Annotated in this window: 14 protein-coding genes and 2 pseudogenes; 4 read left to right on the top strand and 12 right to left on the bottom strand. The window is 48.6% G+C overall.

Features of this window, described 5'->3' with window-relative positions:
• Positions 1–377: 377 nt before the first annotated feature.
• Positions 378–815: a response regulator transcription factor gene (locus NDI45_RS26255; protein WP_348249468.1), complete on the bottom strand. Its 438-nt coding sequence runs from the start codon at positions 813–815 to the stop codon at positions 378–380.
• An 881-nt stretch (positions 816–1,696) separates the two neighbouring features.
• Here NDI45_RS26255 and NDI45_RS26250 point away from each other — a divergent pair.
• Positions 1,697–4,894, top strand: coding sequence for a filamentous hemagglutinin N-terminal domain-containing protein (locus tag NDI45_RS26250; protein WP_348249467.1), 3,198 nt, complete (start codon positions 1,697–1,699; stop codon positions 4,892–4,894).
• Positions 4,895–4,987: 93 nt separating this feature from the next.
• Here the strand turns inward: NDI45_RS26250 and NDI45_RS26245 are convergent, their stop codons facing one another.
• From NDI45_RS26245 to NDI45_RS26195, 11 genes and pseudogenes are all read right to left on the bottom strand, one after another.
• The gene (locus tag NDI45_RS26245; RefSeq protein ID WP_348249466.1) at positions 4,988–5,644 is read right to left on the bottom strand and encodes a VTT domain-containing protein; all 657 of its coding nucleotides are present in this window, start codon (positions 5,642–5,644) and stop codon (positions 4,988–4,990) included.
• 278 nt (positions 5,645–5,922) lie between these two features.
• Positions 5,923–6,102: pseudogene (locus NDI45_RS26240) on the bottom strand (alpha/beta fold hydrolase); the annotation flags it as partial.
• A 119-nt stretch (positions 6,103–6,221) separates the two neighbouring features.
• Complete coding sequence (locus tag NDI45_RS26235) at positions 6,222–6,791, bottom strand: DUF981 domain-containing protein (RefSeq protein ID WP_348249465.1); 570 nt, start codon at positions 6,789–6,791, stop codon at positions 6,222–6,224.
• A gap of 184 nt (positions 6,792–6,975) precedes the next feature.
• A pseudogene (locus NDI45_RS26230) lies at positions 6,976–7,197 on the bottom strand (MOSC domain-containing protein); the annotation flags it as partial.
• 65 nt (positions 7,198–7,262) lie between these two features.
• On the bottom strand, positions 7,263–7,421 hold the full coding sequence (locus NDI45_RS26225) for a hypothetical protein (RefSeq protein ID WP_348249464.1): 159 nt from the start codon (positions 7,419–7,421) through the stop codon (positions 7,263–7,265).
• A 387-nt stretch (positions 7,422–7,808) separates the two neighbouring features.
• Positions 7,809–8,438 (bottom strand): response regulator transcription factor, encoded by a 630-nt coding sequence (locus tag NDI45_RS26220; RefSeq protein WP_348249463.1) that lies wholly within the window; start codon positions 8,436–8,438, stop codon positions 7,809–7,811.
• A 7-nt stretch (positions 8,439–8,445) separates the two neighbouring features.
• Positions 8,446–10,707 (bottom strand): CHASE2 domain-containing protein, encoded by a 2,262-nt coding sequence (locus NDI45_RS26215; protein ID WP_348249479.1) that lies wholly within the window; start codon positions 10,705–10,707, stop codon positions 8,446–8,448.
• Between the two features lie 41 nt (positions 10,708–10,748).
• Positions 10,749–11,474: a DUF928 domain-containing protein gene (locus NDI45_RS26210; RefSeq protein ID WP_348249462.1), complete on the bottom strand. Its 726-nt coding sequence runs from the start codon at positions 11,472–11,474 to the stop codon at positions 10,749–10,751.
• A gap of 4 nt (positions 11,475–11,478) precedes the next feature.
• Positions 11,479–14,157, bottom strand: coding sequence for a CHAT domain-containing protein (locus tag NDI45_RS26205; RefSeq protein ID WP_348249461.1), 2,679 nt, complete (start codon positions 14,155–14,157; stop codon positions 11,479–11,481).
• Between the two features lie 42 nt (positions 14,158–14,199).
• Positions 14,200–18,066, bottom strand: coding sequence for a filamentous hemagglutinin N-terminal domain-containing protein (locus tag NDI45_RS26200; protein WP_348249460.1), 3,867 nt, complete (start codon positions 18,064–18,066; stop codon positions 14,200–14,202).
• A 256-nt stretch (positions 18,067–18,322) separates the two neighbouring features.
• Entirely contained in the window at positions 18,323–18,907 is a 585-nt protein-coding gene (locus NDI45_RS26195) for a thioredoxin domain-containing protein (protein WP_348249459.1), read from the bottom strand.
• Between the two features lie 403 nt (positions 18,908–19,310).
• Between NDI45_RS26195 and NDI45_RS26190 the strand changes: the two genes are divergently transcribed.
• The 3 genes from NDI45_RS26190 to NDI45_RS26180 form a co-directional block, all read left to right on the top strand.
• Positions 19,311–19,538 (top strand): hypothetical protein, encoded by a 228-nt coding sequence (locus NDI45_RS26190; RefSeq protein ID WP_348249458.1) that lies wholly within the window; start codon positions 19,311–19,313, stop codon positions 19,536–19,538.
• A gap of 181 nt (positions 19,539–19,719) precedes the next feature.
• On the top strand, positions 19,720–20,040 hold the full coding sequence (locus NDI45_RS26185; protein ID WP_348249457.1) for a transposase: 321 nt from the start codon (positions 19,720–19,722) through the stop codon (positions 20,038–20,040).
• Positions 20,041–20,099: 59 nt separating this feature from the next.
• The coding region (locus NDI45_RS26180) for a transposase (RefSeq protein WP_348249433.1) at positions 20,100–20,209 on the top strand (110 nt) is incomplete at its 3' end.

The raw sequence follows: 20,209 nt of genomic DNA, 5'->3' as shown, positions 1-20,209 counted from the left end.
TAGTAGGTTTGATGTTCAGATTGGTTACTTTTCATTGAGCGATTGCTCTATGCACACCACTCAAGTTCCTTGAGTTAGAACGCAATTCAATTATTTGGCATTCGAGGAAAGCAACAGGAAGTGAGCCGGAAATAGTTAGACCTGATATGCTTCAGGTAGAGATTGCATCATTCAGCGATTGAGTGGCCCTGTGCTGTGATATTCATGATGGGTGTCCTCCTGGGCTTCATACTTAGTTGAAGCATGAGATGCTGATGACAAACCCACCGTGGTTGCGGTTGCCAGGGTTATGCTGCTGATCATTTGCTGAAATTGCATGGTCAATCTTCTTGAAATACACAAGAAGTGCAACGGACATAACTCGGTTGTGGAGTTGCTCAATGAGCTAAACCGGAGCGGAGTGCCCGAATTGCTGCCTGAGTTCGATCGTTCACACAAAGCTTCTTTAGAATGTTGCGAACGTGAGTTTTAACCGTTGCCACAGTAATGTGAAGTTTTTGAGCAATGATAAAATTTTTATCGCCATTAGCAATCAGTTGTACCACCTCTAATTCACGAGCAGTTAAAGGTTCAGTGCACACGAGATGTTTGTACTCTGGTTCGATTGCTCGAATTGAAATGGTTTGAGTGTAATTGCAGCATTCAACTTGAGCAGAATAAGTATGTTTCAGCGTCTGTGCGACTGTTTGTGCAACGTGAATAAGTGCATGATCAACCGAAAAATTCTCAGAAGGATTAATTTGAATTGATAATTCCTGAGTTGGCAATTCCAAATACTCAAACTTATTTTTAGTCAGTGGTTGAGTAAAAACCATGAACGCTCCTCATTCAGATATTGATTGAAGTAAGCCTGAAAATCTCCAGCCACTTGCAGCATTACTACAGAGCAAACCTTGAACTTCTGCCGCTTCGACTGCTTCCGCAGCCCGTTGAACACGAGAATAAATTTGACGCTATAGAGGGTTGAACGGACAACAAAATTTGGTTTATGATCATGCTTTACTGATACTTCCGATGGAGAGTATGCTACTTACAATCGATCATCTACAACGTCTTCTTGAGTGATTTAAGTGAACTGAAATCCTATAGATTAGTCATTGACTATGCCTGTTAGCGTGAATCAACTATAGGGAATTACCTTTGGTTTGTAACCCATCTGAAGTTGGCATTTTTGCACCATCAAGAGAGTGGGCAATCAAACGCTCAAGGATGAAATTGATTCCAACTTAAGTTGGAGTGCAAAAGCAAACTTAAGTACAACTTACAAGTTAAAACTGTTAATTCTGTCGAGCTTGCAACCGCTTTTGGTGGCAAAGCGTATACCGATTCACACATCAAACGTATCCACTGCTTTTTGGGAAGGGTGGATGCGCCCGATGAGATTGAGCAGCACCAAATTAAGACGTGCCAAGGATGGGGGACATCGTTAGAGGAGATGCCGATTGTGGAATGGCAGTACCCTCAAGTGCATGATTTAGTTCCGATCGAAATGTTGCGATTGTACAGTTAATATACAACTGATCGGAGAATCAATGATATGTTGCATAGGTGTGAAGAGCGCTGTCAGAGATCTGTCAATCTTTAAGTAGGCTAAAAGCCATAGACCGAGTACAGGTAATCGTTTTATCTCAATAAGGGTTGTCTGTCTTAAATAGAGGCACGATCACATCGAGTAACCGCAAGAGGTGAGACAGCCATGAGCAAGTCGTATCTGGGTCGATGGACGTTGATAGGCGGTACGCTATGGGTACTCGGTTGCCCTCAGCCGATCGCCGCTCAAGTCGTACCCGACGATACCCTGCCTTCAGGAGAGCGATCGCAAGTGAGAGGCGATGTCAATGCTCAGATCGATGGTGGAGCTAGGCGAGGCGGCAATCTATTCCACAGCTTCAGTCAGTTCTCGGTGCCGACGGGTGGATCTGCTTACTTCAACAATGCCGCTGATGTGCAAAACATTTTTAGCCGTGTTACGGGTAGGTCAGTCTCGAATATTGATGGGGTAATTCGGGCGAATGGCACCGCGAATCTGTTTTTGCTCAACCCGAATGGCATTCTATTTGGTGCCAACGCACGACTCAATATTGGGGGTTCCTTTGTTGCCAGTACAGCTGATAGCATCAACTTTGCCGATCAATTTCAGTACAGCGCTACCAATCCTCAAGCCATCCCGCTATTGACGGTCAGCGTTCCGATTGGCTTGCAGATGGGAACTAATCCTGGACGGATTGAGGTGCAGGGGAATGGATATAATTTATCCGTTGCAGTGCCTCGTTTTTCCCCGATTGTTAGAGGTGGTAGTACAGTAGGGTTGCAGGTGCCAACAGGTCGAACTCTCGCTTTGATTGGCGGGGATATAGACATTAATGGTGGCACGCTGACGGCGGAGCAAGGACGAATTGAATTGGGTAGCGTTCGCGGTGGGCAAGTGAGCCTTAGTGATAGCTTTGCCTTGAGCTATCCAGGAGTACGAAACTTTGGCAATATTCGTCTCTCGCAACAGGCATTAGCCAATGCCAGTGGAGGCGGTTCAATTCAGGTGCAGGGGAGCCAAGTCTCGCTGGCAGATGGTTCAATTATGTTGATTCAAAACCAAAGCACTCAGGCAGGGGGGAGCATTAGAGTGAATGCTTCTCAGTCTTTAGAACTGAGTGAAAGTAGCCCAGATAGCAGGTTTTATGGCGGCTTGATCAGTAATACTGCGGGAGTTGGACGTGGAGCAGATCTTACAGTTTCAACTCAGCAGTTACTCCTACAGGGTGGAGCGGCAATTCTTGCTAATTCCTACAGTTCTGGGGATACTGGCAATGTAACTGTAAATGCTTCTGACTCTACACAACTAATTGGTTTTGCGCCTTTAAACCCTACTCTTGGTAGTACTATCGGTAATGGCTCGTACAACTCTGGAGATGGAGGAGTGGTGACGGTATCAACAGGGCAGTTAAATCTTTTAGAAGGAGGAAGTTTAGGAACTGCCGCTTTTGGAACTGGTGAAGGTGGAACTGTAATGGTGAATGCGTCTGACTTGATCAGAATAACTGGGCAAACCACTAGCTTCGGTCAAAGTAGTGTGGTTGCTATTACTCTAGGTGCTGGGAACGCTGGTCGCCTTATAGTTAATACCTCAAGATTGGCAATTCAAGATGGAGGAGTTATTGCAACCTCCACTGCAGGATTTGGTAACGCAGGTAGTGTCACTATTAATGCTAGAGAGTCCGTAGAACTCAGTGGACACCCCCCGGGGGCTTCTCTTCCAAGCCATATTGGTTCGCCTGCCCCTGTTGTGCCTGAATCCGTACAACAGGCTTTTGGGTTGCCTGACAGGCCAAGCGGAAATTCAGGCAGCGTGACTATTAACACGCCCCACTTAAGTATTACTGATGGAGCAAACCTTACTGTTAGTAATGATGGAATTGGAAATGCTGGCACCCTGTGGGTCAACGCCAACTCCATTTCTCTTGGTCGTGGCGGTTCAATTACTGCAGCGACTGTCTCTGGAGAGGGGGGCAACATTGACCTCAACGTGCGAGATCTTGTGCTGCTGCGAAACAACAGTTCGATTACTGCATCAGCAGGTGGCAATGGCAATGGCGGCAACATTCAGATTAATGCAGGTAGACTCTCACTTCTTGATGACTCTCGACTCTTAGCTACGGTTTCTGGGGTTGGAAACGCAGGTGACATCATCGTGAGTGCCGATGCAGTGCGATTGAGCGGTGGCGCTCAACTGCGGACCAACACCTCAAGTCGTGGACAGGCAGGCAATATCACCCTCAATACACCTAACCTCCAGCTATCGGGAAGAACCAGCGGTCTGTTTGCAGACACAACCAATACTGGAAATGCAGGAAACTTAACCATTCAACCGGGTGGCAACGGGCAAGCTGTACGGGTAGAACTGAGCGCTGGTGCCCAAATCTCTGCCTCCACTTCTAGTAGCGGTCGTGGAGGTAGGCTCACCATTACCGCTCCAGATTCCATTACCCTCACTGGAGATGGCTCTATCATCTCCGCTGAAACTAGCGGCAGAGGAGCCGGAGGGAACTTAGTGTTGCAGACAGGAGACCTCAACATCCAAAACCAAGCTGAGGTGACTGTTAGTAGTTCGGGGCAAGGCAGGGCAGGCAACTTGTTGGTGGAGGCCGATCGCATCTTCCTGAACAATGTAGGCAGTATTCGAGCCGATACATCGGGGGGTGGCGGCAATATTAACTTGCGATCGCCGTTTATCGTCTTACGTAACGGCAGCAACATCACCACGAACGCCACTGGCGCTAATATTCCGGGTGGCAACATTGATGTTGATACTCGATTCTTGGTGGGAGTGCCCAACGAAGACAGCAACATCAGCGCCAACTCCCAAGACTTTCGCGGGGGCAATGTCAGCATTAATGCGATCGCGCTCTATGGCATTCAGCCCAGTGTAACACTCACTCCCTTGAGCGACCTCACCGCGACTGGAGCCACGTCTGCCTTACCTGGCACGATTGATGTCACGACGGCAGGCATCGACCCCACATCAGGATTAGTAGCATTACCGACTGACGTAGCGGACGCATCCGGGTTGATTGCTCAAGGCTGCCCTGCTGATGAGGGCAACTCGTTTGTCGTTACGGGTCGCGGGGGTTTACCTCCCACCCCAGAGCAGCAACTTGATGATGATGCCGACTGGCAGGATCGCCGCAGGCTCACCCTCCCTCAACAGAGTGCACCTCAGCAAAGTGTACCTGACAGCCCCAGCGATCGCCCTTTCCCTGGCACAGCTGATGCCCTGATTGTGGAAGCAACCGGATGGCAAACCACTGCCACAGGAGAGGTGAGGCTTGTTGCTACCCCTGCTGATTCCATGGTGCACACAGCGCTAAATTACCCGATCGCCTGTGAGGGGCGGGACTAACCCAGTTGCTCACATCAGCACCAGAAGGAGCCACAACATCAGAGCTTTAGCTCTTCAATATCTACATTATTTCGTAACAAGGCTGTGTAATGTTTATTTGTCTAAAGTAGCAGTTTGATTTCCTTTGCGCCGAATCCAAGCGGTGATAATGGCGATCGCCAACACCCCAATAACTGAAGCGCCTATCAATAGCTTTTCACCTTCCAAAATGCCTGCGCCAACCGCCACAATGGGAGGCTTGACGATCGCAATACTCAATCCCACAGCACTGATAAACCGCTTCCAGGACATCCGGCTAAGGCCAGCAGCGTAGCAAATGTAGTCGAAAAAGCTCGTCATCAAAGCGCCGGTCATCAAGAAGAAATTGCCTTCCAGATATTTCTGACTCCAGCGATCGAGCTTGTTCATAAATCGCTTCCCGACAAGCCTTCGCACTACCCCACGACCATAGCGACGAGCAATGAAAAAATTAATCGCACAGGCAAGAAAATCTGCGATCGCGATCACAATTAAACCTTTTGCAAACCCAAACAAAGCACCGGACAAAACTGCATAAGCTGTACCTGGTAATGCAGGAACCACAATACTTGTCAGTCTCAGTAACAGAATCGTGAACGGTGCCCAAATGCCAAATTGAGCAACATTGGCTCTGAGCTGATCAATTCCGACTTGATTAACAAACCAAATTGCGCTCGCAATTAGCAGGACAACCAAACTAAACTCAAGAACTTTAATGATTCTTTGCTGCATTGCAAAAACCACCTTTTTAATTTATCGATCAACAGTATGAAATCCTTCCTAGCCTGTCTTCGCAAGCTTTTGTCTGGTACTTACTAACCAAGTGATGTTTCTTTGGCCCGTCAGGCATGAAGAGGTTGCAGTCGTGGTCCGAGAAATTGGGTGGTGTGATTTGCGATCGCGTCCCCATCTTCTCCTAGGGCAAAATGCACAGTGTCAAGTAAATGAAACTCAATGTTTTTAGGTCGCGCTAGTAGGGACAAGTGCCTTCAGCAGGGAAGATGCTCTTAACCAGGATAATCAGGGGCAATGAGACAGAATTTATCAGCAGGCGCAGGTATCAAGTTGCGAAACATGTAAGAGAAAGTTGGAAAGCCATGTAACAGCAGAATAATCGGATTATCACGAGAACCTGATTCACGATAAAAGATATCTAAACGATTGATCGAGACCATGCGGAATGTAGCCATGGGTTTTCTCCTTGTAAATCTACACGAACTCATTCAAGACCTAATTCACTATCATTTTCTTGAGTGTCACTCGGATCAAGATTGTTCCTACTAGTCGCACTAGTCCGCGATCATAGCCACTATCTTGGTAAGGGTTGCCATGTCGAGAAGTCAGCAAGATGTATCCAATAGCTAATCAATCCAATATAAGCAAAGATGAGGGCTGCCACAATTAACACAATTGCTCCAGTAGCTCGCAAGAAGCGGTTTTCTTTGAGATAGAGCGTCAGTGCAGCAAAAATTCCTCCTAAACCAACTAAGATGAACCCAGTTCCTGCTGGCACAGCAATTTGTGTTAGTCCCAGGTTGATGAAGCGAAAGCCAATGAGAAGCGATACAAGCCCTGCAAAGAATCCATAAATACCAAGGCTCAATAACTCCCAACCCATTGCCAGAGTAAGTGAAGTTGCTACGAACAGAATGCCAAACAGGGTAGTTGTTTCACCAAAGGCAATATTGAAACTACCAGGAATAGGCCAGGTAAACGTCATGTGTAAGCCAGTGACTAACGCGATCGCACCAACGACACCAAAGCCTGGAATCCAGCGTCTCTGGTTTGAACTACCAAGGCCAAAGTATACATAGGCAGCTAACAAAACGAGTCCAGCCACCAGGTTAATGAGCATGAGTGTAACGTAGTCGATAAACATTAGATCTCCTACAAATGTTTGGTTTTATTGGGAATTAGACAAAAACTGAAGCGAAGACGCCTGTTGCATTGCTTTCTGCAACCGTTTCGGCTTTAGAGATACTCAAAATAACAGCCTCTATTTCACATCCTGACGACGGCTTTGCTCCTGAAAGTAGTTACGCCAACTTTCGGGTAAAGCTTTCAGTTGAGCTTTCACCAAAGTTGCCTGGTGTTAGCGTTGTGTCAGGCAATTCACTTTGCCAGTCGTCGTAATGCTCAAACGGATAGCCATAAACTGCTTTGTCTGCCCCGCCATGAGCGCTAAGGTCAACCTGCCCATCGCCGTCTAGATTGAGCGATCCTAAAGGGATCAGCTTCGCTGCGCGCACTATTACTCGATCTCTGACTGGCTCTTTGAAAATCACAGTTTTAACTGTTTTTCTCTTCTAGACTACTTCACGTGGCAGTCCCACGTTGACAGAGAGAAGTTTCATCTTCTTGTTTGTTCAGAGTAGCACGTGTGGTGGTGGGGAGGAGACTGCGTGCTAGGTGGAAAGTAGCCTTCAATCAGGTCGTACTGCCCTCCGGTCGTGGTGTGATCAGCAATGATGGTGAGACGAGTACCAAAAAACCAGGGAGGTTGTACCATGATGCCCCTATTAGTGAATAATTTGTGTAATCAACTTTTTGTTACTACTTGGTATGTTCACCACCAACCGCGATCGATCGCGTAGTGACAAAACTAGAAGCGTCTGAACTGAGCCATAGCATGGCATTCACCACTTCTTCCAACGTACTAATTCAACTCATTGACAGCATCGTTTTGACAGACTTATACGTTTCTAAACTTGCTTGAGCTAGAAATGCACAAGTCGTTGTTTGTATGACTTTAATGTAAAGGAGAAACTCAGGTCTGTCGTCAACTCAGAAGCTATATCTTAAGCAACAAAACGATCGATTATTAGGCAATCTGAGGGGCCGAGAGAATCAAACTTAAGTTCAAGCTTACATCAAACCTAAGTGGGGCATAGCAAACTTACAGGCTAGTAAGCCCTCGTTTTAAGGCAATAATGGTTGCTTGAGTGCGGTCTTTTACTCCCAGCTTACTTAAAATTCGGTTTACATTTGATTTAACGGTGCTTTCAGTAATATTCAAGGCAGCACCAATCTCTAGATTGCTCATGCCTTTTGCCACTAACTGAAGCACTTCTAACTCACGATCGCTCAACTCTGGATTGGACATTCGCTGCACTAGCTTGGCAGCCACATCAGGTGGAATATACTGATGCCCCTTGTGAACGGTGCGAATGGCAGTTCGTAACTCGCTGGGTTTAGAGTCTTTGAGCAGATAGCCCTTTGCCCCTGCTCGTAGACCTTGATAGATATCTTCATCTCCATCATAGGTGGTCAACACAATGACGCGAGCTGTGTTATATTCGGCGCAAATTGCAGTAATTGCTTCCACCCCTCCCATTTGAGGCATTCGTAAGTCCATCAAGGTCACATCTGGCTGCTCCTGGCGAAACAGAGCGATCGCCTCAATCCCATCCTTGGCTCGACCAACCACCGTCATATCTGATTCTTGTTGGATAATAGCGGCAATTCCCTGCTGAACGATCGCATGATCATCCACAATCAAAACCCGAATGACGGCTGGCTGACTCATGAGGTACCTACTCCCGATTCAGGATGACAACAACTTCTGTACCTTGATCAGGTTGACTTTGAATAATTAATTCACCGCCAATCTGCTCAACTCGCTCACTCATTCCTACTAAACCAAATCCCTGATTTAGAGGTATCTGGTCAATCTCGAATCCTTGTCCATTGTCTTTAACCCGTAAAAGACAATGAGTCTCTTCGTAAACCAATTCAACGCGAATTTCGCTGGCATGAGCATATTTAATGGCATTGGTTAAGGCTTCTTGTCCAATGCGAAGTAGATTATTTTCAACATTGGGTGATAAGGGATAAGCTGTGCCAATGACTTCACAAATGAGAGAAGTATCCGTGGACGACTTCATTTGAGCAGTTAAGTGTTTGAGGGCATCAAATAAGCTACCCTTTTCTAATAATTTTGGTCGCAGGGCTGCCACCGATCGCCGCGCCTCAGACAATCCTGTCCGCGCCAATTCATCAACGGTTTCTAAGCGTGCTTGTACCGTTGCGGGTTTTTTAGTAATCAGTTCCATGGCTGCTCCGATATGTAGCAAAATACCTGTAAAGGCTTGTGCCAGGGTATCGTGAATTTCCCGCGCCATGCGGTTGCGTTCGTCTAAAATTGAGGCTTCCTCGGCACGTTTGCGATCGCTAATATCCTGACCAATTCCAACGAATAAGCAATTCGCCAATTGAACATTTGCCCAAGAGGTGTCGATGAAGCGATCGTCTTTTGTTCTAACTCTCAGGTCTAACCAGGTGCCCGTTGCAGCTAACATATGCTCTAAAATTTGCTGGCGCTGTTCTGAATCAGGACTACATTCAGCAATCAGGTCAATATGATTTAAATCTGTGATCGACCAGCCTAAAATTTGCTCAAACTGACGATTCACAAACTCAATTTGTCCATCTGAGTTGTAGAGCGTAATCATAACTGGAATATGATCTACGATCGTTTGTAAAAGAAGTTTTTGTTGACTCAACGTTTCTTCTGCCTGTTTGCGCTCAACAATTTCTTGCTCTAGCTTCAAAGTCCGCTCTTCAACCCTTTGTTCCAGCGTTCGAGCATACTCTCTGAGGTTGTCCCACAGTAGGTAACCGCTGCTTGTAATCGCAGATCCAACTAAAGCTAGGAGTGGTGGAATGATAATTAGCCACCAACCTGCTAAAAATAATCCGTAGGCGCTACCGCATAATGCAACTCCCAATAGAATCACTCCCAACGCGGTTTTTCGTGGAGATGGAGATGTCCAACCGATGGCTGCTCCGATCGCTGACCAAGCGACAATCCATAAAATTTCAATCGGTTCCGGCCATACGCGCAGCAGAGGTCGTCCATCTAGCGCAGCGCTGAGCAACTGACTGGTTAACAACGCATGAACTTCAACCCCAGCGGGAGCAGCAATCGAGTCAGTTGTATAGGAGGTAAAAAAGCGGTCTTCAAGGCTTTCTGCGGTTAGCCCAATTACGACAATGCGATCGCGCATCAAATCTTGTGGTATGCGTCTGTGCAATACATCTGTAAGCGAAATTGTATGAAACCCAGGTTGGAATTTAGGAAAACCAGACAGAATCTGATATCCACGTGCATCAACGCCAACATAACCACCATCATTGGATTGCAGAGGCATAAATGTGGCTCGACCCAATCGAAACTGCGTCTGTTCAGAGTTTAGAGATTGCCGGGTGATTCCCTGACGATCAAGATAAAAGAATGCTAATCGTGCGCCCAACGTGAGAATTGAGCGATTGTCCTGAGTTCTCAAATACAACAAGCTGCGGCGAATTCTGCCATCCCTATCTAATAACAGATCGCTAGCGCTAACTTGATCTCGTTGTTTTAGAAGGGGTGGAGCTTGAATGACTTCACCCTTAGCCGTTTCGATCACCTTCTCAATGCCAATCAAATTGGGTGTGGAAGTGAAGACCTCGACTAATGCTTGATGACCCGGTTCTACAGGCAAATCTCGAAAGATATCAAGACCAATCACCCTGGGCTGTTGCTGTTTAAGCGATGAGATTACCTGAGCAAGCACAGCATCTGACATCGGCCACTGCCCAAGCTGCTGGATATCAGATTCGTCGATCGTCACCAGAACAATTCGAGAGTCAGCAGGCTCAGACGGACGTAGACGAACCATTTGGTCAAGCGCCATCAGTTCCATAAATTGGAGCGCTCCTGCCAATCGTAAAGTCAGCAATCCTCCAGCGATGCAGGGGACTGTTATCAGGACTCCACGCCATTGCCATAATTGCTGTCTCAGAGTTGTCCACACTGGATAAATGCGATCGCTCAAGGTTAATGATTTTTACCAATTCAATTGCTACTTATCATGATACTGATGCCGTTTAGTTGCAGAAATTCGCGCCAAGCGGCGTTGAGGCTAGGATCATCTGGTTGAGTGCGCCTCAACTCAAACAGGAGAGCAAGGGGATCGTACCAAATGTTATCGTCCCGGTATAACGTAATGCGTTGTCTGGGAGACGATTTCTCAATTTGTTGTAGGCGAGTTGGATTTAGTGCAATGCGTTGAATACTGCCGGTGACAAATCGATCTTCAAGGCGATCGTCCGAATTACAAATCAAGGCAAACGACCACACATAGGGTCTGTCAACCTCCAGAGGCGCTACCTGATCGGGGAGGGTAATGCTGATTAGACCAGGAGTGTGGGTTAAGGCAACAGTGGTTCGATAAACACCCTGACCCTCTTGACTACGAAGGCTAAATTCTGCATTCTCAGCACTCGTTCTAGGCACATAGACGAGAAATGTCGGACGCTCTGCCACCGTTAAACCTGGTTCGCGGGTTGGGCCAAGGGCAGTCAATACTGGAGTGGTTGCTGCTGTGCTTGTATCTTGAGGACAGGTCTGTGGGTTGCGCCGTCCCCCTGCGGCTGAGCTACCTGGATTGCTTGGTGGCGGCGGCGGATTGCTCCCTGCCTGCTGACTTTCTGCTGCGACAGCGGGGGCGATCGCCAGTTCTAAACTCAGAGCAATAACAATGGATAGACCGCAAAACAGAGATTTAATGAAATGCATCATGGTTTTATAGCCAATTTCCTAAAAGAACAAACGGTGCCCAATAGTAAGGGGACGTGTAATTGCTTTGGTGCAGTAAACTGACCTGAGCACGACGGAGTGCCTCAGCTTTTGTCACCCCAGGCAGGCCTAACTCGCGATAAAGCTCAATCATTAAAGCTGCGGTAGATTGATCGCTTACTGACCATAGCGAAGCCAGCGTACTTCTAGCTCCCGATCGCACCGCCATGCCTGCCATTCCTAAAGCCGCTCGACGATCGCCCGTTGCGGTTTGGCACGCGCTCAGCACCAGCAGCTCGATCGGACTAAGCTCTTCCCTGGCGCGAAGCAGTTGATCGAGTTGTTTCACGTTGATGCGTCCATCCCATGCCAAGATAAAGGTGTCCTCGGCATTCGAGCTGAACTGACCATGCGTTGCCAAGTGAACAATCGGCGCGTCCGTAGAATCCATACGGGTTTGCAGCGATCGATTGGTGAACGTCTGATCAAGCAGCACCTGAGCGGGAATTTCGGCTTGAATTTGATCAATTTCAACCACAACATTTGGCAGTGCCGAAAAGCCTTCCCGTGCTTCACTTAATCCGGCTAGCAGTCCACGCAGCTGCAACTGTTCGATCGGTTGGGGTTGCAGAAGCTGTAAACCGGGCGTCAGCACAACACTATATTTTTCAATCAGATATTGCTGTCCATCGTGCAGGGCAGCCATTGGCAAACTGCGAAGCAAGCCATCAGGCACAAACACAAGGGTTTTAACGCCACTTGCTTCCAGCTCCGTTTCTACAGGGCGCAGCAGCAGATCATAGACCTGTTGAACGCTGGGCATCCAGTCTTCGACAAAGGCGGTCGGTCTGAGGGATTGCCGCATCTGGCTGAGGATGCGATCGACTTCTGCTTGCGTCAAGTCTGTCTTGTGATAGCGCAATGGCTGATTGGGCAAAGCCACAATCACCGCCAACTGGCTCGGCAAAATAATGGGATAAATAATGGCAGCTTGCGGATCAATCTGCTCAATTTCGATTGGATTCGCCGTGATGCAGGCTTCTCGAAAGAAGTTGTCAAGTTCTGCAAGCTGAAGTGCTTCGATCGCTTCACGCGCCTGTTTCAGATTGTCCTGACTAGGCGCATTGCCGTCCGACTGCAACAGCAGTTCCACAAACTGTCGGTAGACGGGTTCGACACTTTCTCGAAACGAAAACTGGACATCTGGACTAATGGCAGCGAGATCGGTACGTAGCGATTGCAGCGTTTTAACCGCTTCGCCATAGACAGTTGTAGCGTTTTGCAGACCTTTTGACAGGCAAGGCTGTGCGTCTTGACAGAAGATGCGCCCAAGCTGCCAATGCCATTGATAAGCAATGTCAGGTGCATCAATGGATTGAGATAGGCTGAGCGCTTGCTGAGTCAGCGTTTTAGCACTGTCCCACTGGTGAGTTGCCTCATACAGGCCCCCCAATGTGCCTAGCGCGTAGGATTCAGTCCGGTGATCACCTATAGCCCGAACTTGTTGCACTACAGCGGCGAGTGCTTGAGCCGAAGCGGTCAGATTCGCAGGCTCTCGCAGTTTGATTAAGCTTTGAGCCAAACTGATGTGAGCATAAGCTGCCTGCTGCCCTGGCGGAAATTGGGCAAGCTGAGCTTGAATATCTGGCAGCAGGCGTTGCGCGTCAGCCGATCGATCGACTTCAACCAGCAGACTAAACTCAACAAGCTGAATTTGAGTTTTTGCCATCAACGAAGGCGCGATTGCTGCTGCCCGCTGGTAGAGTGCCAGTGCTGTGTCAGTTTCTCCTTGGGCGCGAGTTGTGTTTCCTAGGCTTAGCAGAATCCCGCTAAGATCTGCTGCTGATTCGGGCGTTCCGTCTTGGAGTGCTTGAGCGATCGCCAAGCTCTGCTCTAAAACCGTTCGAGACTGAGCCAGCTCGCCCGTTAGTCTCAGCATCTTGCCCAGATTTCGCAAGCTCGTCACCTTAAGCCGCGAATCAGGTTGGTTGTGCAGCGACTGTTCGACCTGTGTCAGGAGATCTGTGGCTCGTCTGTATAGTCCGGCTGACTGTAAAGCTCTGGACTGATTGATTTGACTGCCCACAATGCCGATTGAGTCGTTTGTCTCGCGATAGGCTGCTTCAGCAGCTTTCCAGGTTGTCACAGCCTCTGACACTTGACCTTGATCAAGCTGGAGTTTTCCCTGAACCGTCAGCACTTGGGCAAGAGCAGATGAAATCTCCGGATTAGATGCTGAGTTTTGAGCTGCTAGCAGCGTCATCGCCTGCTCGATCGCACCATTGGCTTGCGTCCACTGTCCCAGATCGGCAAAAGCTGTCGCGAGAAAGCTGAGCGTGAGTGCTTGATTGAGAACATCGCCTGCTGTTTCGTAGCGGGTCATTGCTTGCTGCCAAAGGGCGATCGCCTCTGAAACCTGCCCTGTCCGATAGCGCTCTTCTGCCTGCTGCACGAGTTGAGCCAGGGGAGAAGTGGCATCAGTTTGAATGAAATTAGGTACAGCCTCTACCTGCTGCCCGGTATTCTCTATACCAATTCCAACGGCGATCTCGGCATGAAGGATAACGGTAACAAGCAGCCCTAACAGAGTCGATCGCAGAAATCGCAGCCAGCGTTTGTTGACAGAGTGGCGCTGCTCGATCGACGCTTTTTGATTGGTTCGCTTGTTTGGATATCCCTCATTCATCTGATGTTGTGGCTCCTTCTGGTGCTGATGTGAGCAACTGAGTTAGTCCCGCCCCTCACAGGCGATCGAGTGATTTAGCGCTGTGGGCACCGTGGAATCAGCAGGGGTAGCAACCAGCCTCATCTCTCCTGTGGCAGTGGTTTGCCATCCGGTTGCTTCCACAATCAGGGCATCAGCTGTGCCAGGGAAAGGGCGATCGCTGGGGCTGTCGGGTGTAGTCTGCTGAGGGGCAGTCTGCTGAGGGATGGTGAGCCTGCGGCGATCCTGCCAATCGGCATCGTCGTCGAGTTGCTGCTCTGGGGTGGGAGGTAACCCCCCGCGACCCGTAACGACAAACGAGTTGCCCTCGTCGGCAGGGCAGGCTTGAGCAATCAACCCGGATGCGTCCGCTACGTCAGTCGGTAATGCTACTAATCCTGATGTGGGGTCAATGCCTGCCGTCGTGACATCAATTGCTCCACTCAAGGCAGAGGTCGCGCCAGTGGCGGTGAGGTCGCTCAAGGGCGTGAGTGTCACACTGGGCTCAATGCCATAGAGCGCGATCGCATTGATGCTGACATTGCCCCCGCGAAAGTCTTGGGAGTTGGCGCTGATGTTGCTGTCTTCGTCGGGCACTCCCACCAAGAATCGAGTATCAACATCAATGTTGCCACCCGGAATGTTAGCGCCAGTGGCATTCGTGGTGATGTTGCTGCCGTTGCGCAGAAGGATGAGGGGCGATCGCAAGGTGATGTTACCCCCACCTCCTGAGGTGTCTGCTCGAATTCTGCCTTGGTTATTGAGGAGGATTTGATTAGCATCCACAAGCAGAGACCCTGCACTACCTCTGCCAGAACTGCTGACGGTGACTTGGGCTTGGTTTTGGATGTTGAGGTCTCCTGTTTGGAGCGTTAAGTTGCCTCCGATTCCGCTGCCGCTGGTTTCGGCTGAGATGATCGAACCATTTCCAGTGAGGGTGATGGACTCAGGTGCGGTAATGGTAAGCCTGCCACCCCGACCATTGTTGGAAGTAGAGGCAGAAATCTGGGCACCAGAGTTAAGTTCTACCCGCACATCTTGCCCATTGCCACGCGGTTGAATCGTTAAGTTCCCGGCATTGCCAGCACTGGTCGTTCCCGCAAACAGACCGCTGGTTCTCTCTGATAACTGGAGGAGTGGTGTATTGAGAGTGATGTTACCTGCCCGACCGCGACTTGAAGTGCTAGTACGCAGTTGAGCACCACCGCTCAATCGCACCGCATCAGCACTCACGGTGATGTCACCTGCGTTTCCTGCTCCTGCGGTGGCAGTCGAGAGTTGAGACCTATTGAGTAGGGAGAGCGATCGCGCCTCAATTTCAATATCACCTCCCCTACCTACTGCCCCTTGTTCAGGAGTACTGATCGCATCGCTATTATTGAACAAGACCGTATCGCTCGCCCAAATCTGGATATTGCCTGCTCTGCCTTGCCCTTGTGTATTCGTATTGATTCTTCCTTGGTTGGAAACCGAGAGTGATCCAGTTCTGATAATGACACTTCCTCCGTTCCCGCCAGATCCTGGTGTCGCCGAGGTAACCACTTCACTGGGCTGGTCAGGACGAGTTGGGGCTGTGCCACGAATTTGCACAGTATCACGCGCATTAATAGTGACGCGACCAGCATTGCCTTGCCCTTGTGTGGAAGTATTCACAGCACCCCCATTGGTCAGAAATAGTGAACCAGTTGTGATCGTCACATCTCCGCCTTGACCCGTACCTCTGAACCTCAATTCACTGCCTGGAAGACCCACAGATCCTGAATTCACTTGTGTGTAGATAGTGCTGTTTAGTGTGAAGAGAAGGTTTTCGTTTCCGCGTCCGTTGGGGTTTTCACCATCTAAAGAGACGACATCGCGGGCATTAATCGTCACATTGCCTGCATTCCCGCTTCCACGGGTATTGGAGAACATCCGCGCACCATTGGCAACGAAAAGCGACCCCGTCGTGATGTTGATGTCGCCACCATTACCGGCACCAAATGTGCCAGTAGTTAAGTCGGTACGAGAATCCGGAAGACCAGCGGAATTCCTAAGAAGAACGGTGTCGCGGGCATTAATCGTGATATCGCCTGCATCTCCCTGTCCAACCGTGGCGGAATTGACTCTAGCCCCATTAGTGACAGAAAACGACCCTGTCGTGATGTTGATGCCACCACTATTACCAATGCTTTCTGAAAATACAGAATTAGATAGACGACTGGGAAAACCACCAATGTTTCGACCGTCCACCGAAACCGTATCACGGGCATTGATATTCAGACTACCGACATCTCCACGTCCGAACGTAAAGGCAGACACTTCACCGGAATTGCGGAGAAAAAGCGATCCCGTTGTGATGTTAATATCGCCAGCGTTACCAACACCCTCTGGTCCCACTCTAAGGTCCACCGTAGCGTTATCGATAGAGATGCGCTCACCTGCTGTGAGGTTGATATTGCCGATCGCCCCCTCTCCTTCCAGGGTTGCTACCAAATTGCTGCCATCGCTAAGTGTGATAGATTCCGTAGCATTTAACTCTAGATCTCCGGTTTGAGTGCCAGGTAAACGCAAATCGTTGGGAATGCCTCCTCGCAGTAAGCTTCTTGTGATATCAATATTCTGGGCAACAATGCTCATACTGCCATTTACTCCCCTCACGTCAATGCCACTATTCCTTAAAGTGACATCAGCTTGCGTTACCTGATTGGGGAAACTCAAATTTATGCGATCGCCATTCACACTCAGCCTGACAGTACCTGAGTTGGCAATACCGCCCAACTCGACTTGACCCCCTAAAGCCTGCAAATTTGATCTCTGAAGTGTGACATTGCCGCCCACCAGCGCGATCGTTCTGCCGGGTTGCACCTGAAAATAGGATTGAGGGATGAGAGTAATCACATAAGGACCGCGATCATTAACACGGCTCGTATTCCAATTACTTAAAGGCAACTCTGCTCCAGGACCGTTCGACTCCTCCAACCGACCGAAGATCCTACCTCCTGGACTCAGGGGCGCGTTAAACTGGCTGGAAATGCCCAAGTAGTAGGTGCCAGAGACCGCAGGGATGACGGGGGCGTTTAAGGGGAGAGTCGATTGAAGGGTGTTAAAACTGTCATCGTTAGTGAGCAAGCCCACGCCCCTGCTATCAAATAAGAACAACTGAGTATCAACGTTCGTGCCATTTACCGTACTTGCTGTGAATGGTACACCTTGTCTCAAGTAGACTTGATACAGGTCAACATCATTGTCATAGTTCAAATTGCCAGAGATCGCATTAAAGCTTGTTTCATTGGTCACGCTGTTGACAGGCTGGGCAGTATTGAGAAGCTGACCTGCATCACCCACTTCAGTTACCGGATTCTCAGGAACACCCTGCATCACGATGTCTCCTTGCTGACTATTGAACTGCAAGCCAATAGGCAAGCTGATAGTCAGCAAGGGAGTAGCCGAGGAATTAACGGCACTGAACTCAGTTCCATCGGCAAACTGGATGCTACTAGCTGTACTGGCTACAAAGGAGCCACCGATATTCAAGCTGGCATTGGGACCAAACAAAATTCCGTTCGGATTGAGCAAAAACAGATTCGCCGTACCATTTGCTCGAATCACACCATCAATGTTCGAGACGGAGCCACCGGTAACACGGCTGAAGATATTTTGTACATCAACGGCATTGTTAAAGAAGGCAGACCCACTTGTTGGCACAGAAAATGACTGGAAGCTGTGGAAGAGATTGCTGCCTCGTCTGGCTCCGCCATCAATCTGAACATTGACATCGCCTGTGACTTGCGATCGCTCTCCTGAAGGCAGGGTATCGTCGGGTACGACTTGAGCGGCGATCGGTTGAGGGCAACTGAGTACCCACAGTGCACTGCCTATCAACATCCATCGACCCAGATACGACTTGCTCATGGCTGTCTCACCTCTTGCGGTTACTCGATGCGATCGTGCCTCTATTTAAGACAGACAACCCTTATTCAGATAAAACAATCACCTGTGCTCGGTCTATGGCTGTTAGCCTACTTAAAGATTGACAGATATCTAATATTGCTCTTCACACCTATGCAACATATCACTGATCTTCCTTTCACTTGTACATTTACCACACAATTGCAACATTTCGATCGAGCGACTGCTTAATGCTAATGGTGAGTATAGATAAACCCTATTACACCAGACCTCCAGATTCAATCACTGCATTTAATAGTGGCCCAAATTCCAACGCATTTTGATAACGAATGCTATTGATAAACAAAGCTGGTGTGCGGGTTACGCCACTGCGCCTTCCACTTTCAATATCTTGGCGAATGCGATCGCCATACACTTCTCCAGCAATATCTCGCAAAAACTGAGTTACATCCAGTCCCAAATTGGCAGCATATTCCACTAAATAGCCATCCCCTAAATCCTGATAATGCTCCCATAAAATTCCTGACATCTGCCAAAACTGTCCTTGCGCTCCTGCTGCTTCTGCGGCAGCGGCTGCCTTCTGAGATTGCGGATAGAGTTGAGGTTGAGAAAAATGTCGAAACACAAAGCATAAATAGTTCTTCTCATTAAGATTTCTATTAAGCTGTACTTGAATTGCTTGAATCAAAGCATAAAGTTCTCCACTTTGCGGGCATTGATAATCCCCATACTCAACGAGTACAACTCGTGCGTCTAGTGAACCCTGCCGATGATCTCGTTCAGAGGGAGACACCGCTAATAGCTGACGATCGCCAGCAGATTCAGCAAAAATATCTTGACTCATTCTCAATCTTTAAAAAAGGGAGCAATAATCATGTAAAAATTGCTTCTCTTCAATGCTCTATTCATTTATGTAACCTTAACTTATGGAATTAACGAAAACTTGTCATCAAACTAGGGTTCGTCCTGTAAGCAATAGAACGATCAGTAATGAGTTAGTCCTAAGTACTAGCCTGCATATGAACTTAAGTTCAAGCTCACATCCAACTTAAGTTGCTCATGATGAATATAGCTTGCAGTTTGCACGATGTAGAACCTATGCAATTATAGGTATCCTAGATAGGATTTGAACAAATGGTAGGTTGAGGGTGTGCCCCAAATTCTACTCGCTCAGCCGATGGAAACGCTCGAGCAGTTTATTCAAAGTAACCCACCTCCGTTGGAACTTAAGCGCGCTCGCCGTGCAGATGAGTCAGAGTGGTTACAGTTATCCGCAGATCCGTGACATCCTGCAAGTGTCGGTTGGCTTCATCACAGCCAGCCATCAACGCTACAAATGCTCAGGTGTGGAGGGACTGCGCTCTAATTATTGGGGCACCCAAGGCTATCTTGATGCCGAGCAGAAGCAAGCGTTGTTCCGGTGGCTCGACGGGCAGAATGCTTGGACGCTGGAGGAGGTGATTGATTATATTTAGGATGAGTATGGGGTGGTCTACCAATGGCTTCAGAGCTACTATGCTCTGCTCAAAGACGCTGGCTTCAGTTGGAAGAAGGCACAACTCTCTCACCTCGACAAGAATGAAACCCTGATCCAGGAAAAAAAGAGAACTTGAATCGCTACTGGCAACGCATCAATCTGAAATCGCTAGCGAACAATTGAGAGTTTTATTTCTCGATGAATGCCACCTGTTGTGGGGTGATATCAGCGGCTATGGGTGGAGTCGGCGCAAGCAACGAGTGGATGTGGAAATCAAGTCTACCAAGCAACGGCAGACCTATTATGGGGCATTGGATTATCTCACCAAGCAGTTTGTTGTCAAAGAGTACAGCGCAGGCAACGAAGACAATACGGTTGCCTTCTTGCAGTATCTCCAGTCTTTGTATGCTGAGGACACGCGCTTGGTGATTGTTTGGGATGGGGTGAGCTACCACCGCTCAAAGGTCGTGCAGGAATTTCTAGGGCAGACTATGAAATGACCCCCGCTTTTCGGACAGGAGGGTAGGAGTAGTATCCTTGTTCTTGAAAGGGGGCAATTATGACAGCAAACCGTCGTCAATACACCGCAGAGTTCAAAGCCAAAGTCATCCTGCAAGTGCTGAGTGGCGAAAAGACACCGAGCGATCTGTGCCGAGCGCACAAGCTGAA

Source organism: Leptolyngbya sp. GB1-A1 (assembly GCF_039962475.1).
Taxonomy (GTDB): Bacteria; Cyanobacteriota; Cyanobacteriia; order Elainellales; family Elainellaceae; genus Leptolyngbya_A.
The sequence above is the reverse complement of the archived record's forward strand: the minus strand, read 5'-3'. Positions and strand labels throughout refer to the sequence as shown.

What these genes read in the sequence shown, in the direction of transcription:
- NDI45_RS26210 (WP_348249462.1), bottom strand. Translation starts at nt 11,474, where the DNA reads ATGATGCATTTCATTAAATCTCTGTTTTGCGGTCTATCCATTGTTATT.
- NDI45_RS26195 (WP_348249459.1), bottom strand. Translation starts at nt 18,907, where the DNA reads ATGAGTCAAGATATTTTTGCTGAATCTGCTGGCGATCGTCAGCTATTA.
- NDI45_RS26190 (WP_348249458.1), top strand. Translation starts at nt 19,311, where the DNA reads ATGAGTCAGAGTGGTTACAGTTATCCGCAGATCCGTGACATCCTGCAA.
- NDI45_RS26225 (WP_348249464.1), bottom strand. Translation starts at nt 7,421, where the DNA reads ATGGTACAACCTCCCTGGTTTTTTGGTACTCGTCTCACCATCATTGCT.
- NDI45_RS26200 (WP_348249460.1), bottom strand. Translation starts at nt 18,066, where the DNA reads ATGAGCAAGTCGTATCTGGGTCGATGGATGTTGATAGGCAGTGCACTG.
- NDI45_RS26250 (WP_348249467.1), top strand. Translation starts at nt 1,697, where the DNA reads ATGAGCAAGTCGTATCTGGGTCGATGGACGTTGATAGGCGGTACGCTA.
- NDI45_RS26255 (WP_348249468.1), bottom strand. Translation starts at nt 815, where the DNA reads ATGGTTTTTACTCAACCACTGACTAAAAATAAGTTTGAGTATTTGGAA.
- NDI45_RS26205 (WP_348249461.1), bottom strand. Translation starts at nt 14,157, where the DNA reads ATGAATGAGGGATATCCAAACAAGCGAACCAATCAAAAAGCGTCGATC.
- NDI45_RS26220 (WP_348249463.1), bottom strand. Translation starts at nt 8,438, where the DNA reads ATGAGTCAGCCAGCCGTCATTCGGGTTTTGATTGTGGATGATCATGCG.
- NDI45_RS26245 (WP_348249466.1), bottom strand. Translation starts at nt 5,644, where the DNA reads ATGCAGCAAAGAATCATTAAAGTTCTTGAGTTTAGTTTGGTTGTCCTG.
- NDI45_RS26235 (WP_348249465.1), bottom strand. Translation starts at nt 6,791, where the DNA reads ATGTTTATCGACTACGTTACACTCATGCTCATTAACCTGGTGGCTGGA.